We start from the raw sequence: 15,895 nt of genomic DNA, 5'->3' as shown, positions 1-15,895 counted from the left end.
ACAAAAGATATGGAAATCAACTTCAAAGGACCTGTAATGCCTATCGACCCATACTCGCAGCTGGCATTCGTGGAAATACTGAACATACTACTGACGGCGGGACACATCGTGGACGTGAACCGCTTCCTCATAAGCAGGAATGTCAATCCGCAGTTCGGCTCACTGTCAGGCTATTTCAGATGGTCGTTCGCCGGAGACCATTTTACCCTCTGGCAACGCACGGACTACAATTCAACGCTATGTTTTAACCACAGGATACTCGATCTGCCTTTCGGTATCCTGGCAGCGAAAGACAGCGGGAAAGAGACAAAAATAAACTGAACGAGAAACAACAGAAAAATAAATACATGTACGGGAAACGGAATCCTGCCGTACACAGGTAACGGAATATGGAAGAACAGAAAAGACTGACCATGGAATTCGTGAAATCGCTTATGGACAAGTCCTACACGCTGGTGTGGGTGGGTTACAACGACAATTTCGACAACTGCTATGACACCATCCAGAAGTGTTTGGAAGAAAGGAGTTGTGAAAGTCTGTGGGAGAAAGTGGACGAGTGGTACGATGACGCGGAATGGGAAGCAGTCCATGAAATCTTCTCAAAGCTGAAGGATGAATGCATCGGCTTCCACGGCTTTGAAGAAGAGGAGGTGGAAGAGTTCTTCGAGGAACATGAGGAAGAAATCAGGGAGGAAATCTACAACCGAAACGATTCAGACATCTTGAAGGAACTGATTAAGAACACGGATGACATTCCCGTGCGTGTCGAGATGCTCTCCAACTACGACTGCATCAATTCCAACTGGCTGGAATCGCAGGAAGGCTACCGGTACAAGGAGTCCTATTTCGGGGACATAGTCGATGCCCTGAATCTCAATCCTGCCAAGGTGAAGAAAGTTTTGGTGGAGAATGGTTACACGGTGTATGGCCGTTTCCCCGACAAAAAATACCGAGATGGCAAGGAACAGGTATCCTACGAACAATTCTACCAGGAACTCGTCAACTCCTGCTGCGGTGCTAACCTGCTGACCTATATCGGTAAGGTAAGCCTGACGGAACTCTATGAAGCCGGATTCTCGCTCGGGGAAGTCATTATCCCCAAAGGTAACTGCTGCGGTATATTCAGCTCCATGTACGGTGGCGGAAGTCTCCTGGAGATGGAGCTTAAAAAGGATGTCCGGCTGAAACTGGGAGTCAGGGACTATCACGGATTTCGCTTCCGGCTTGACAGCGAGTGGTCAGAATATGAATGCTCCATCAAGCGAGTGTATGGGGTATGCGACTCCTTCTTCGGTGAAAGGATAGCTCTTGTCGTTTCATAAACAATTCATTTATATAACAATTAAAATCATAAGCATTATGGAAAAGTACGAAGTAAGAGTAAGGTACACCTTCGAGGGTACCTATAAGGTCGTGGCGGAAGACCGCGACGAGGCGGAAAGAATTGTAACGGAAGACTGCGGTCTGGTATTGGGCGGAAACATCCACACTACCCGCGATGATGACGAGGTGACAGAGTGGAGATTCAGCAGTCACCCTGACATGCAGATCCTTTCTTTCAGGGAACGGGTTGACAAAGGCAAGGTCAGATACACGTCCATGTGTTTCAGCGACAGGATTGAAGAACTGAGAAAGGACATAATCGAAGCCATCAGGCAACTGCTCGATGCGCACGGCCTGAAAAAAATCACGTTTACCGACAACGAAGAAGACCCTGTATGGATCATCTGGTTTGACGATAATGCAGAACCATACGAGTGTTATGTTACAGGAATTGAGGTTACTGACAAGCACATTACCGTGTTGACAACAATAAAGGACAGTATGGAAGAGGTTTTCTGTCAGAGTCCTTTCGAACTCGGAGCCAGCAACATTGATTGGCTTAATCAAATGTACGAAGCAGTAAGGCTTCAACTTGAAAATACAAAAGGAAACTCTTGAAACGAAAGACAATATGGCAACAAAAATCAATATGGACAGATACGTCTGGGAAGGATGGACTGTCGGAGCGTTCATCAGGGAACTGGCCCCGCAGGTGGAAATGATCATGAGCGGGCAAAGCTGGAGGGAACCTTTCAGGAACAAACAGGAACTGGCGGACTGGTGCAGGGACAACCAGCCCTATTACAAGAAAAGGATCCCTGAAGTGAACAGCTATTTTGCAAGGATGTATAACCTTAAATAAAAACAACATTATGAAATATCAAGCGGAAAATGCAGTCTCCAGCTTCTCGGATTATAACTTCCCCCAAAATTTAACCATGAGTCATTTGAAAGATTTGTTTTGATAACATTACCATATGTCAACAGCGTATTAATGATAAATGCAATAGCAATTCCACTAATTATGATTCCCAAAACAACATATAAATCTTTTTTTCATCAATTCATATTTATTACAACGATTCACTAACTTTTTTAATCGCCTTATAAATCTCGCTATAAGAATCTCTACCTTTATATTTTTCAGCCAGTTCACATGCTTTATCCATTTTTGAGTCTGCAAGCATTTCTTTGACCCATTTATCCTTCTCAAGATATTTCCGAGTTTTATCGTATGTTGGCAGATATTGCTTTAATGCTCTTTCTGTTGCTGTTGAATCTCGAAAATATCGACACGTATCTTCAAAATGTAGTAAAAACCAATATTCTATTGACTGTAAGCTATCACAGAGAATCACATTGGAATTATTTTCATATTTCTTTTTGAGCGACACCATTTTTTTATTCTCTGCATCAGAACGCCTGCTAACATCAGCATCAAAAACACATATTACAAAGACATCTTCATCCAAAAGTTCCTTTATTTTCTTTTCTATTTTCTCAATACTATTGTTTTCAAATAAACGAGGAGAAATAGAGTATCTATAACCAAGTATTTTTTTCAAATGACTGAAATAGAATAATTCAGTCAAACCCTCACCGACGATATGAATAACCTGTCTGGTCGCTGTATTTTTTCTCGATTTTCTCATAAAAGTACATGATTATAGATTAGGAACTGCACCGAATTTACCGAACTTATATGCCTTTTGGAGAGAACTGATCCTATTCAATCCCTTAAAATCTGTCAGAGGATACAATATACTTGATCCATCCGGATTCTTTTCAGTAAACCAAACATTATCTTTTCTAAGCAAATCTTCCTCTCCTAACAGTCCATCATAATGTGTAGTGAACAACAACTGGGCTTGCTCTGATTCCTTTAGAAAACGTTCAATGATGTATTCTATCAATTTCGGATGAAGAGAAGATTCAATCTCGTCAACTGCGAGAAAAGCATCTCTTTCAAGAATCTTTTGCACTTGAGCAGCTAAGCCAAATGTACGGATAGTACCGTCCGATTCAAACAGTTCCGGGAACTCATAATAATCATTGCTACCATCATCAGATGAAACTTTATGCTGATACATAGTATAATTAATCAAACCCTTATGCGTTTCCTGTTCTTTGGAAGTAATATTTGAAATATTAAAATCTGCTTCCTGCAGATACCTCAAAATATAATCTTTTGCAGACTCATTCTTGATTGATTCTTCGGCATAACGACTTAAAGATGATGCAGGCACAATAGCCGGCATAACCTGATTGGCCAGATACTGAAGAACCGTCTCTAGTTCTACAATATGTGTATTCACCTGCATATAGGCAGCAAAAACTGACATATTATGCAAACACTTCAATGTTATTTCCTCTTTGACAGATTGCGACATCTTGATTTTCTGTCCAAATTTAATAACAGATACGTTATTCTCAGTATTTCTTTCAAATATAGTAGCAGGCTGTTGACTTGGATAATAGATTAGACTTTCCTTTGCTACGTGCCATCTGTCTAAAGCTACAGAATAGACATAACGAACAGCTTTCTCCTCATTCTTCAAATAGAACGAAATCGAATATTCAGATAACTGCCTCGAACTTGTTTTATTCAGAAGAAACGGGACTATTTGAATTTGTTCTGCCTTATTAAGTGGAGTATAAGTAATGAATGACTTGATGAAATCACAAACTTTAATAATATTACTCTTACCCGAAGCATTTGCTCCATAGATGACAGCCACTTTCAATAGCCTCACATCACCCCCCAATTCAACGACATGATATGATTCCATATCCTTACTTCTATCAGCTTCAAAACTTAATATAGCCTCGTCTCTAAATGAGAACATATTCTTAAATCTAATTTCTGCTATCATATAATCTCTGTTTTTCACAAAAATATAACTAAATATCCAAACCTACAAATTAGATTTAATTATTTACATCATTCATGTAAATATTGAAAACTAATATCTATTTTATCGAATTTATTATAACCACAGAAGATATAATCATTTAATCAAAATATCAGTCCATCCATCAATACAAAAAATCGATACAAATCAACGTCAATCTTCATATTATCTCACTTCACAAAGATTTAAAGACAACCCGAAAATACGTATTCTATTTGCATAATATTACACGCCATTGATAAATATGCTACACCACTAAAAAAGAGGTAAAAAATACCTCTTCCTTGTAACTTATTTACTGGAAAACTTTGAAATTCAGCAAAATACAATTATCCTTGTCTATGGAAAGAATGTGAAGTTATTATAATTTATTTATAATCAATTAGTTGCAATAATTAAAAGAACAGGCAAGTGATGGTAAGTGGCATGTAAAAAAAACCGTCCTCGCTCCGGTATGGTTCATACATTTGCGAGGACGATATCTAATTGACACACACACTATTTATAATAAAATCCGAAATGAGTTTATTCCTAAAAAACTTTAAGTGCCTGCCTGGATTTTGCCCGAGTCAGGGTCGGGAATTTCTTTCGCGGATATTTTTCCGTTGTCAAGGGGATGATAGCGGGCTATCTGACGAGAGAAAACTGGGAAAAAAGCGGAAGAAAATGACCTGATAATATTTCCTTAATTGGAAAACCCAGACCGGCTCTTAAAGAAACACAACTTTATACACCTATCTAACCTATCTACTCTTGTCTTAAAAATTTACAAAACCGATATCCGGCTTCTGTTTTCACGATACAAAGGCAAATGCCTCGTGATTTTCCCACAACAACCGGTATTTTATCGTCTTCGACCCGTCCTGCTTGTATTAACTTGCCTTCTGCATCATATATTTTGTAATCTCCGGCAATTTTCTCGGCAAACCGTACTTGTCCGTCGAAGTAGTATGCTCTTGCTTCCGAAACTGCCCGGTCGCAGATACCGATTGTCCCGATATATTCGTATGCTCCTATTGTGGCGTGCCCTTCCATGTCTCGCGGACGCCCTGTCTGGTCTTGCTCCAAAAGCGTGAAGGGGGCTTCGTCTCTGAGACCGCCATCTAAATCGGTCATGGTCATATAGTATTCGTTCAAATCTCTTTTTGCCAGGTTATTTATCGGTGTAGTCCCATATTGCGGATTCAATACCCCGACCGTATAGGTTCCGTTTCCTTCATTTTTGGGACTGGCTTCGAACCGGTCGCCCGATACCGTCCCATCCAGGGTCTGCGCCAACCAAGAAAGTCCCGTGCCATAGTCTGCTGCCATTATATCCGTACCGGATTGTTTCATCACGATATTGTCGGCCGATGTGTACAGGTTGTGCTTCCCCATACAGTTCTTTATACCGGCACTTTCGTAGCATATATCACCGATACCGCCTGTCGAGTGATTTCCGGCTACTATATTGTTATACATAAAGACCCAGCCCGAAACCAATTGTACTGCCGCACCTTTGAAGCCGGAGGCGTTTCCTGCACTTTCACAGAAATTTCCGGCAATGGTATTGTTCACCAACGAAATTTTCCCATCCGTTCCGGCACGGAAGTATATGGCACTTCCTCCCGGAATATCGTCCCCGACTTCACCTTCAAATGCAAGGGCATTGCCAGCGAATGTATTGTTGACGAATGTAAACTTACTGCTTATCGCTTCTCCGATTACGGATATGCAACCGTACCGGGATGAATGATTGCCGATAAAACTGTTCCCCCGGGCATAAAGGGTCCTATTCTTGTCTATATGCAAGGCACTCCCCGACTCTGCGACATTTGCTTCAAAATGACAATTCCGCAATGTCGCCGACCAGTTTTTAGCCGATACATAAACTGCTCCTCCCGATGCTGCCCGGTTGTTGAAGAACGTGCAGTTTTCCGCATCTATGTCGGTCGTCGCCTTGACAGCTCCGCCGGATGCCTTTGAGATGTTATTCATAAAAATCACGTTTTTCATTTTGATTCCGGCTCCGATGCTATAAATTCCGGCTCCTCTTGTCACGGTATTATCATCGAGGAAGGCATTGCATATCTTAACATTTTCGATATGCAGAAGCGCGGGACTGTATACGTACACAAGCAGTTTGCAATTGTCTTCATTCCCCCCGATGACTTTCCCTTCATCGTCGTACCGGTCATTTCCGTTGAAGTCTCCGTCTATCGTCGTATATCCGGTAATTTTCTCAAATTTCTTATCGTACCCTCCGATAATACATAGTGTTCTCTTGACTTTGAGGTATTTTGTCCGGTCGATATTTTCCCGGTTTTCCGTCAGGTAACGGCCTTCGGTAATTCTCAACGTGTCACAGGAGCTTGCCATACTTATCGCTTTGCCGATAGTCTTAAAGGGAGACTGAAGAGTACCGTCTCCATTATCGTCTCCTTCTTCTCCGCAGACATATATGTTTTGCGGCAGAGCGGGTTGCCTCAGTGTCAAGGAGACTATTACGCAAAAGTGGTCGGACGGTGTCTCCCCTCTTCCATAATCTTCTGTAATAACTTTATAGCTTTTTACATCGGCATGCCGACTGTACACATAGTCGATGCGTTTGTTATCTGACCGCCCGGGGTTCCACCCCGAATATGTTCCTTCGGGCCCCGAAGCCGAGAGGTCAAGGCCACTCGTGAGCCGGCTGTCGTCATAGTAGGCTCCCATCACGGCATGTACGCCTTTTTCAGAAGCTTTGGCATTGAGGTCACCCACGATAAACACGGGGTAGTCTCCTGCCAGCTTATTCATCATCTCTACATTGATGCGTGTGCCTTCTTTACGGGCAATAACCCCGTCATTGTCCAAATGGGTGGAGCAGTAGAAAAATATCTCTCCGGTGTCCTTATCCTGAAGTTTTGCCCAAACAGATATCCGCTTACATCCAGCGTCCCAAGCCAGTCCGGGCACCTTCGGGTCGGGAGTCAGGAAATAATACCCCCAGTCCAGAAGGTTAAAATCAGAGGTTTTAAAAGCTACTGCCAACCGTTCTCCTTCGTTCTTCTCGGCACTTTCACGCCCCCAGGTAACCATCGAATATTCAGGTAATAATTGCCGGAGGTCGTTTTCCTGGTCGTCATTGGCGATTTCCTGTAATCCGATGACGTCGAAGCGGTTGTCTGTAATGATTTTGGCAACGTATTCTTTCCGGTTGTCCCAGTCCCGCAGACCGGTCAAGGTAGCGTTTATGCAACGGATATTGTATGTCCCCATATGGTAATCTTTTGCTTTTGCAGCTCCTGTACACAACAAGAGCAGTGCCACCATAGTAATGAATGGCGCATGGGGTATAACGGTGATATATTTTTTCGTTCTCATCTTTTTCCTGTTCATGATATAATTCGTTTTTTTTCTTTTCCGGCACGGCATTCTGCTGCTTTTCCAGGAGAGGGAGGCACGCGCGTATTTATTTTAACTTCAATAAGTCCTTCATCAGGTAAAAGGATGCTGTATTGTCTTTGAATCCGGAGAAGAGTTCTGCTCCGGGCCCGTAAGCGAAAAAGGGCACAGGCGATGCGGTATGCCATCCGGTATTGAATTTTACGACCACTTTTTTCTTGCCATAGTGTCCTTCGGCAACGGTTACTCCTCCTGTTTCGTGGTCGGCGGTAATCAGGACAAGCGTATTTTTATCTTTTTGGGCAAAGTCGAGTGCTTTGCCTACTGCCCTGTCAAAGTCCAATGTTTCGCTAATCATATAGTTCTGGTCATTCTTGTGCCCGCCTTTGTCTATCTGCGACCCTTCTACCATAAGCACGAACCCTTTCTTGTTACTGCTCAACTTGTCGATAGCCAATTGTGTGGCATCTGCCAGCAGGTCAGGGTCGCGCCGAGAGGCAGGCTCTACTGCGTCTTCGGCTATTAAAGCCCCTAATTTGTCCCCGGTTGTTTTCCGGGCCTCTTCCAATGAATATACTATTTCATATCCTTTTGCCCGGAGTTCTTCAGAGATGTCGCGCCCGTCTTTTCTTTTTTCAAAGTGCATTTTTCCGCCTCCGATAAAAAGAGTAATGTCGCTTGCCAGATAATCGGCGGCTATCTCCTCGTGCATAAACCGGTGGGGCCGATGTGCGACAAATGATGCCGGTGTCGCGTCTGTCACGGAGTGGGTGGCAATGACTCCGGTAGAGAGGCCCTTGAGTGTCGCCAAACGTATGATAGAGTTCAAAGGTACTGTATCGGGGGACATGCCTACCATATTGTTCTTGGTCTTTACTCCTGTTGCTATGGCTGTACCTCCGGCTGCCGAGTCGGTAATGTAGTCGCTTGCCGAATTTGTACGCCTCAATCCTGAGTAGGGGCAGCGGTCGGTCATATTCAGATAGCCTCCATTAGAGGTATATGCAGCCTGTACCTGATTTATTCCCATGCCGTCGCCTATCATGATAATAATATTTTTAGGGCCTTTTTTTGGCTAATGCCGCCCCTGAAAATATCAATAGTAATGCTACGAATAGAAATGTTCTTTTCATATTGTACAATTTTTTAATTATTGTGATAATGGTTATACATCGTGTATCTGATGTTTTTATATACATAGGGAGATATTATTACCCCTTACACCCATTTTAAATAGTCGATTTTCATTCATTTAGCATTAATATGTTAATTGTTGATTTTCGCCTATTTGTTGTTTCAAAGAAGAATAGTCCGTTGTGAAAGCATCACACTTGTATTGTTTTACCTTCCCACTATATGGGTTAGTAAATGTAGCCACTACACTCCAGTTGTCCATCTCAGACGGTTTAACATTATTGCTTGGCTTAAAATACCAATAGTGACTGGCAGTAGTCCCGCAATATGTATCTGTCTTTTTATTCGCTTCATTATAAAAGAACGAAGAAGCCCAAACATTGGAACAAGACTTATCAGCAAGCCTTGTGAAGTCGCCTACCTTTGCGTCATTCTGTCTCAACTCTACTTTCCAGTTATCAGAATCATCATCCCAAATCTGAACTACAAATGCATTCTGAAGATTTTCGTTACCTTTAATCTTACATTCGTCTGTCAAAGAAAGTGTAGAGGTTGTATACCAGTTGAGCTTGTAGCCTTTCGTTCCTGTAAGCATTTTATTGCCATCAAACACTCTCATTTGGTAGCCAGCAGGTCTACCTGTTCCTTTGGCAGTCCAATCCACAATGGAATTTCCTTCAATGGAGTAGATTGAATATCCTGATGGACCTCCGAACTTGTCCGTATTATAGGTTGACCACCAAGCTCCAGAGGCAGCACCATGGATGTGTTCATAAACAGGCTTACCATTCTGACATTTATAGTTAGCATGAATCCAGTTTTGTGAGTAATGCGTATGCCCTATCATGATATGAGCTTCATTAAACTGAGTCATCAAGGACAGCACTTCAGAGTAAAATTTATCAGTGTTAACATTGGAACCGTTATTAGAACCTCCTGCTCTAAAAGGAATATGTCCACAAAATATTAATAATTTCTCCTGTGGATTTTCCACATTGCTTAAGTCTGCTTTCAACCAATTGTATTGTTGTTCGGTGTATCCAGCCTGATAGTCCCATTTCTTGCCATTCGGCTTTGAGGTTGATGATATAGAAGTTTCATACACATTATCCATAACGACTATATGAGCCTTACCTACATTAAAGGAATAATCAGTCGGACCGAAATGGCTTTGGAAGAGTCCTGTCGGGTCAGTCTGGCTCAAACCATCATGATCATGATTGCCAATAGTCTGAAAGAATGGGATATAATCATTGCCTGATATAGCTACATTTGACATAGAGTTTTTTAGGCTTTCATATAGATTATTCGAGTCGAACGTAACGTCACCTAACGTGACAGCAACCACATTTTTGTAACCAGCATTTCTTGTTGTTGAAACGATATCAGCTATTGTTTCGGTAGTGTAACGGTTTAGCTCTGAATTACTTGAACATTGAGGGTCGCCCACACCTATCAAAGTAAAATTATCTCCATTATCAGAGGGTGTAAGATGGAAATCGGCAATATTTACCTGGGTTGGATCTGCAATTTTACTGTAGAAATCAGGAGTCTTTGATTGAGTTAAGTTTATATTATATCCTGATGGGGTTGAATAGTAAATAAAACGCGCATCTGAATGCAATGGAATTCGATATACGCCATTCGCATCAGTTTTAGTTACAGTGTAACCATCAGATACAGAAATTCCTGCAATGCCTTTTCCTGTAGTTGCATCAAGAACCTTGCCTTGACCGGTGTAGGTTTCTTGTTCTAAGGTGTTATAGTCAACAGCCGGTACATTTAAAATCCTTCCCGACTGGATAGTCATTTTTTTCACAACCTTTCTTAGACATTTGTTCCCATCGTATACATGTACCACAAGGTCAGAATATTCGCCTGCTGGTAAAGGGAATACAATTTCTGCCTTGCCATCTTTAATAATTACATCAGAAATGGAGATTTGGTTAAGGCCTTCAATTGGTGTAATGCTTGCAGATTCGTAATTTACCTCAAATTCGCCAGCTAATGCTGCTCCCGGTATGGAAAGCATAACCTTAGGGTATGATGAATTCTCATTGTCATTGATAGTAACTCTCAGGAAGCCACAAATATGTTTTAGGTGTATATACTGAGAATCGGATGTTTTAGCAACTGCAACTGATGAACCAGCAGGAATACCTGTTTCTGTGTGGCAATAGGTAAAAGGAAGATGTATTTTTGTATAATCTTCACTATCCACAACTGAAGACGGATAAACCACGCTATATGAAGAGGCTGGCTGCATATTTGGGACTGTAAAAGTAGCATTCACAGAATTTACATATTCGTTTGGCACCTCTTCTGATTGATATCCATTTACGGATATTTTGTCTCCTGCTGACCAAAGCAACTCGTAATGATTATCTGTCTTATCACCTAAGTGTGTTCTCGTGTCAGGCAACATTATTAGATTGACTCCAAATTCTAATGTATCAGTATCAGTTAATGAAGCCTCTATTTCGCTTTTACAAGCTACAAATGCCAGTGTTAACAAAGAAATAGTTGCCTTGAACAACATCGTGGTTATATGTCTCGTTATTTTCATTGATATAGTGATCTGTTATTAATTTAATTGTCCAGAAATCATTTTCTGCATTATCTTCAAAAATTCCGTCTATACGAGAGGATTGCGCAAATCCTTTTTCAACCTCAACTACAATTATTTGAACCTCAGGCGAGATATAATTTATATCCTGCTTATCTTCTTTACAATATTTGTTTTTATTTAACGATTATTCTATAGTCTAACTAACTTCTTAATAGCTAAAATCATATGACGTTTTAACCGCCACAAAGGTACTACTATCATTGTAAGTCATAGCTCCCAACACACCTGTGCCGTTGGTAGTAGCATCGATATAAGGGTCGTGAAAGTTTACAATAACGCTGTCTTTTGTCACACGGGCATCTATCTCTATCATATCGATGCCTTTCGCTACCGCCCATTCGAGAGCCTCTCGGGTACGTTGTTTTCAAATCCGGCGGCAGTGTTCCCGCGATGGGCACAGAGCATCATCTTGTACCGGCTGTTTTGCGCCAAGGTCTTCAAATCGCTGCTGAGACTGCGTGCCGATATATTCATTATCGACACAACTCCTAAGAACGGCAAGAGTGCGAATATTCTGATGAACTTCATAGGTTTGTCCTTATATCTGTTTTCCGGATATTTATAATACAAGCCGGAGCTCCTGTCATTACTGCAACAGGAAACTCCGACTTTTAAAAGGTGTTTTACTCAATTATTTTTTGATAAAACTTTGGGTCTGTGTTCCTACTCTGACAGCATATACTCCTGCGCTCAGACCGGATACATCTACGGTATTTCCAAAGCCTTCGATAACGGTTGCACCACTTCTCAAATCGATGATGGCATAATTGCTTTCGATTCCTTTGATATGTAAAACGTCCGTTGCCGGAGAGGGATATACGACGAGTTTTTCAGTGTCTTCTGCAATCGATTTTTCGATCCCTACGGTACCTTTTTTCGCTGTAATCCTTATTTCATCGAAATGCATCATTGGTGCCAACGACTGTACTTTCAAGGTGTGACGTCCTTTGGTCAGGGGAACATCCGCATAGTCGGGTTTTATATAGGCATTGAGTGATTCATCTCCGGTTATCTGTGCAAGTTCCTTATACAGTTCGCTCTTGTAATAGGTAGACCATACAACCATCGGATTGCCATTGTCGGGGTCACCCGAACGAGGATTCGGGTATATAAACAGAGTATCGCTGTTTACCAGATTGCCGTCTTTAAGTACTTGCGTGCTCGTCCATCCGCTGTAAGGGTCGCTTGCCAAAGCTGCATATTCCAGTTGCGAATGTCCATTAAGTTTCGGATATGAACTCCAGTTGGTGGTCAGGTTGTTACCATCGAGAGAAGTCACTACCGTTGCACAATATTTCTTTACCCAGTCTTCGGCCATGCCTTCTACTACATATCCTCCTTCTTCACGAGATTTACCGAAATTACCGGTTCCCACACCTCCGACTTGAGAATATACAAGCCAATGAGTACCTATCTTCAAAGATATATCGGCCACGCAATCTTCGGGTACGTCAAATGTATATTCCAACCAGGCACCCCAGTTTTTCTTTGCGCTTTCGGCTGTTATTATATTGGAAGTCCCATCTACGTAATCCCCTTTATAAGTCATCCAATCGCTTCCGCTGGGAGTCATGTTCTTTACAGCCATTCCATACCAGTTGTCTTTGTGCCCATGCCCCAAAGTCCACGACTGGAAGAAAGCTCCGTCATCTTGGAAGGCAACATACAAATCGGCGTCATCGTTCCGATAACTGTTGGCCCCTCCGCCTATGGGAGAATAGGCTTTACGGTTGTTTATCCAGAACTCGTCGTAGTCTTCTGCCTGGATATAGATAGTATCGTTCATTCTCAATTCGGGCATGAACCAATCGGATATCAAATCGATATAGTTGAATGATACCATTTCTCCTTCTTTCATGTTTTCGAATGTGACATCGATATATCTGATTTCTTTCGTCAATTCTTCTGTCATCTCTACTTTTGCCGTATCGCAAACTTGCAATTCCAAATTATCAGGCGCCGTTTCGAAAACAAATGTTTTCAAGGCATTTCCTTCTTCGTCTTTCAAAATAACTTTAGGTACGACATGGGCTTCCCCTCCTGTGTCGGTTCCACTGATGAACTTCAATATTGCCTGCGACACGTAAGGCTGATTTTTCTCCCCGGGTTGCGACTTCAGGTCACGAGTCCAAGTCACAGTTCCGGAGGCATCTGCCATCACTACATACAGACCATCAAGAGCTTCTCCCGTTCCTCCGGTTATCGTCCAACCGTCATTTGCAGGATTGTCTCCCATTGTGAACCTGAAATAGTCGTCTCTATGTGCAAACGCACTTGTTGCTAACAAGCAACACAATACCAAATGTAATAACTTCAATTTCATAATTGTTTTGATTTAAGTGAATAATAAATATTACATATCTCTTTTTTTATATGCCATTTTCCTTTGTCCGGTACCACACTCCCGCCCCCTGTTCCGCAAAAGGCTCTGCATTTTTTTGCCGAAAAGGGGTTCAAGGAATGCGGGCTACCAGTTTACCTTACTACGAATTTCTGCGTACCCGACCTGCCATCAAGGGAATACCGGGTCATATATACTCCATCGTCCAACATCATCCGTGCACCGTGTCCGGGCTCTTCTATCGACTTCATCATACGCCCCATAATATCGAAAACCTGAATGGATACTTCGGCAGAATCATTGTAGGAGAATGCCACATTCCCGTCGGTACAGGTTATTGTGAAATTTGTATCGTCTTTCTCGACACGGCTTACCGCAGAGGGCAAGGAAGCCCCTTTGTAACGATAGTTGAAACGTCCGTTGGGTGCGACATCCCCGTCCGATATAAATGTCATGATGTCGGGGTCGTTATCGGTGATATTATCGGCCCATTTGAAGTCTATGTCCCCGTCTCCGGCGAGTCCTAACGCAGCTCTGGGTACAGATACGTGCATCCGGTTTCCTACAACCTTATATTCCACAGGGGTTACCGTTTCCCAGAGGAATTTGTCTTGCCGGTTCTTCATCAACGAATATTTGCCGGTAGCGGCATCTTTGTACACCATATAATCGTATCCGCCCCATCCGGTCGTGTAGTCAGTATCGGTGTTGAGTAGCAGGCGCATCCAGTATTTCGATGATTCGAAGTCGCTTATATCGTCCATCGTCTCTACATAGAAATAGATATTGCCGGCGTCTTTGGTTACTTTGGCCATGACAATGTCGTTGGATTTCCGTTCAAGGGTCTCTGCCGTCTGCACGTCTCTCGATATGTATGCTACATCGCCTTTATCGTCCCGATATTCCACAGGCTCGGCATCCCACTGGGAAAAATCCCCGTTTATATCTATCGACAGGTTTACAGTGGGCACCGGTATCTTATTTACTCCCCGGTACTTGCGTGTATTGGAAACCAACTGCAAATAGTAGTTGTCCCGTATCAGGGGGTGTGTACCGGGTTCCAAATCGCGGCTGAACTCGGCGTTGTAGACATCGACGAAGTATGTCTCCCCGATTTTGGCTGTGGCTCCCGGACGGATGTTTCCATATTCTCCCTGATTGTGAATCACAAACCGCTGGGCTATCCATTCGTTGAACTGGGTCACCATCACGATGGGCGGATGCACATCTATGGCGTGGTTCCACTGTTCTTGGAAATACAGCCCGTAAGGGGTTTCTTCGCATAGCCCGTATTTGTCGTATGCCGGCTGTTTGCCCCCGTGGTAGCTCTTCCCCACTTTGGTCGTCGCATGCTGGGCTACGCTGACCGAGATTTGTTCGGTCTTCTTCACCGTCGTCCCCAAAATACTGTTGTACACGCTTGTCCATCCGGGACGTTGCGGATAATATTCGAGCCAAGCCCACTCGTCGGCATTCGCCCCGCCCATCCACGCCCAGGAATTACGGAAGGTAAAGCGGTCTACCAATCCTTTCACCAGGGTATGGGATATCTCGGCCTTATTCCCGAGCAAGAGAGGTTTACCCTCATACTCGAACCAGTACTTATCATATTTACTATCCTTATAAAAGGTATTGTATATATTCTCGGCTGTTGCCGTAGCGTTGGAGTGTACCATAAATGCCAGTTTCGGGCTTTTCATGCCCAAAGCCTCCCGCCGGTCCATCTCGCGCATCAGCACTTCTACCCGCGTGGGATAATGATAACTGTTGGTAGCATCCAGGAAGAGAAAATCTACTCCTGCATCGACCAGCATCTGCATGTGCTTGGCCACGACGTATTTGTCTCCTGCCGTGTAGTATCCCAACCAGGGCTTACTCCCCCAATGGAAGGTCTGCTCGGCTCCCCAATCGGGATTATCGGGATTTTCCTTGAGAAGTTCCGTCACATCTTTTCCTGCCATCGGATGCATTCCGTGCCAGATGTAATAAAACATGCCGACTGTGCAGTTCTTGTCGATACTGCCGCGTGTCACACCCTCATCGGACTGGGCTACATTTCTCCCCAATTCGTCAACAGCCACCCATGTATCGGGATATGTCTCCCATGTCTGGGCTTTCAGCGTTGACGTCACCAGCAACAGGCTCAATCCTGCCAGAATGATTTTTTCTTGTTTGCTCATCTTGTTATAT

General features: G+C 43.0%; 13 protein-coding genes. 4 read left to right on the top strand and 9 right to left on the bottom strand.

Features of this window, described 5'->3' with window-relative positions; genetic code table 11:
• Nucleotides 1-9 precede the first annotated feature (9 nt).
• From NBH06_RS11305 to NBH06_RS11290, 4 genes are all read left to right on the top strand, one after another.
• The gene (locus tag NBH06_RS11305; RefSeq protein ID WP_250794409.1) at nucleotides 10-321 is read left to right on the top strand and encodes a DUF8466 domain-containing protein; all 312 of its coding nucleotides are present in this window, start codon (nucleotides 10-12) and stop codon (nucleotides 319-321) included.
• 68 nt (nucleotides 322-389) lie between these two features.
• Nucleotides 390-1,322 (top strand): hypothetical protein, encoded by a 933-nt coding sequence (locus NBH06_RS11300; RefSeq protein ID WP_250794407.1) that lies wholly within the window; start codon nucleotides 390-392, stop codon nucleotides 1,320-1,322.
• 37 nt (nucleotides 1,323-1,359) lie between these two features.
• Nucleotides 1,360-1,941 (top strand): hypothetical protein, encoded by a 582-nt coding sequence (locus NBH06_RS11295; protein ID WP_250794405.1) that lies wholly within the window; start codon nucleotides 1,360-1,362, stop codon nucleotides 1,939-1,941.
• Between the two features lie 13 nt (nucleotides 1,942-1,954).
• Entirely contained in the window at nucleotides 1,955-2,185 is a 231-nt protein-coding gene (locus tag NBH06_RS11290; RefSeq protein ID WP_005801758.1) for a hypothetical protein, read from the top strand.
• Nucleotides 2,186-2,396: 211 nt separating this feature from the next.
• On the opposite strand, the gene NBH06_RS11285 is transcribed toward NBH06_RS11290, so the two are convergent.
• From NBH06_RS11285 to NBH06_RS11245, 9 genes are all read right to left on the bottom strand, one after another.
• The gene (locus NBH06_RS11285) at nucleotides 2,397-2,975 is read right to left on the bottom strand and encodes an RloB family protein (RefSeq protein ID WP_250794403.1); all 579 of its coding nucleotides are present in this window, start codon (nucleotides 2,973-2,975) and stop codon (nucleotides 2,397-2,399) included.
• Nucleotides 2,976-2,987: 12 nt separating this feature from the next.
• Entirely contained in the window at nucleotides 2,988-4,196 is a 1,209-nt protein-coding gene (locus NBH06_RS11280; protein WP_250794400.1) for an AAA family ATPase, read from the bottom strand.
• Between the two features lie 786 nt (nucleotides 4,197-4,982).
• Nucleotides 4,983-7,580, bottom strand: a complete 2,598-nt coding sequence (locus tag NBH06_RS11275) for an endonuclease/exonuclease/phosphatase family protein (protein WP_250794398.1) — start codon at nucleotides 7,578-7,580, stop codon at nucleotides 4,983-4,985.
• 88 nt (nucleotides 7,581-7,668) lie between these two features.
• A complete protein-coding gene (locus NBH06_RS11270; protein WP_350449415.1) occupies nucleotides 7,669-8,649 on the bottom strand; it encodes an alkaline phosphatase in 981 nt (326 codons plus the stop codon).
• A gap of 210 nt (nucleotides 8,650-8,859) precedes the next feature.
• On the bottom strand, nucleotides 8,860-11,301 hold the full coding sequence (locus NBH06_RS11265; protein ID WP_250794394.1) for a metallophosphoesterase N-terminal domain-containing protein: 2,442 nt from the start codon (nucleotides 11,299-11,301) through the stop codon (nucleotides 8,860-8,862).
• A gap of 211 nt (nucleotides 11,302-11,512) precedes the next feature.
• Nucleotides 11,513-11,677 carry a glycerophosphodiester phosphodiesterase family protein gene (locus NBH06_RS11260; protein WP_082002291.1) on the bottom strand — a complete coding sequence of 55 codons (165 nt, stop codon included), beginning with the start codon at nucleotides 11,675-11,677 and terminating at the stop codon, nucleotides 11,513-11,515.
• Nucleotides 11,678-11,691: 14 nt separating this feature from the next.
• Nucleotides 11,692-11,892: a hypothetical protein gene (locus NBH06_RS11255; protein ID WP_250794392.1), complete on the bottom strand. Its 201-nt coding sequence runs from the start codon at nucleotides 11,890-11,892 to the stop codon at nucleotides 11,692-11,694.
• Between the two features lie 103 nt (nucleotides 11,893-11,995).
• The gene (locus tag NBH06_RS11250; protein WP_250794390.1) at nucleotides 11,996-13,687 is read right to left on the bottom strand and encodes a T9SS type A sorting domain-containing protein; all 1,692 of its coding nucleotides are present in this window, start codon (nucleotides 13,685-13,687) and stop codon (nucleotides 11,996-11,998) included.
• Between the two features lie 152 nt (nucleotides 13,688-13,839).
• Nucleotides 13,840-15,885 carry a T9SS type A sorting domain-containing protein gene (locus NBH06_RS11245; protein ID WP_250794388.1) on the bottom strand — a complete coding sequence of 682 codons (2,046 nt, stop codon included), beginning with the start codon at nucleotides 15,883-15,885 and terminating at the stop codon, nucleotides 13,840-13,842.
• Nucleotides 15,886-15,895: the final 10 nt, after the last annotated feature.

This window comes from Barnesiella sp. B2-R-119 (assembly GCF_023656675.1).
GTDB lineage: Bacteria > Bacteroidota > Bacteroidia > Bacteroidales > Barnesiellaceae > Barnesiella > Barnesiella intestinihominis.
Note: the sequence above shows the minus strand (reverse complement) of the source record. Positions and strands in the feature narration are given on the sequence as shown.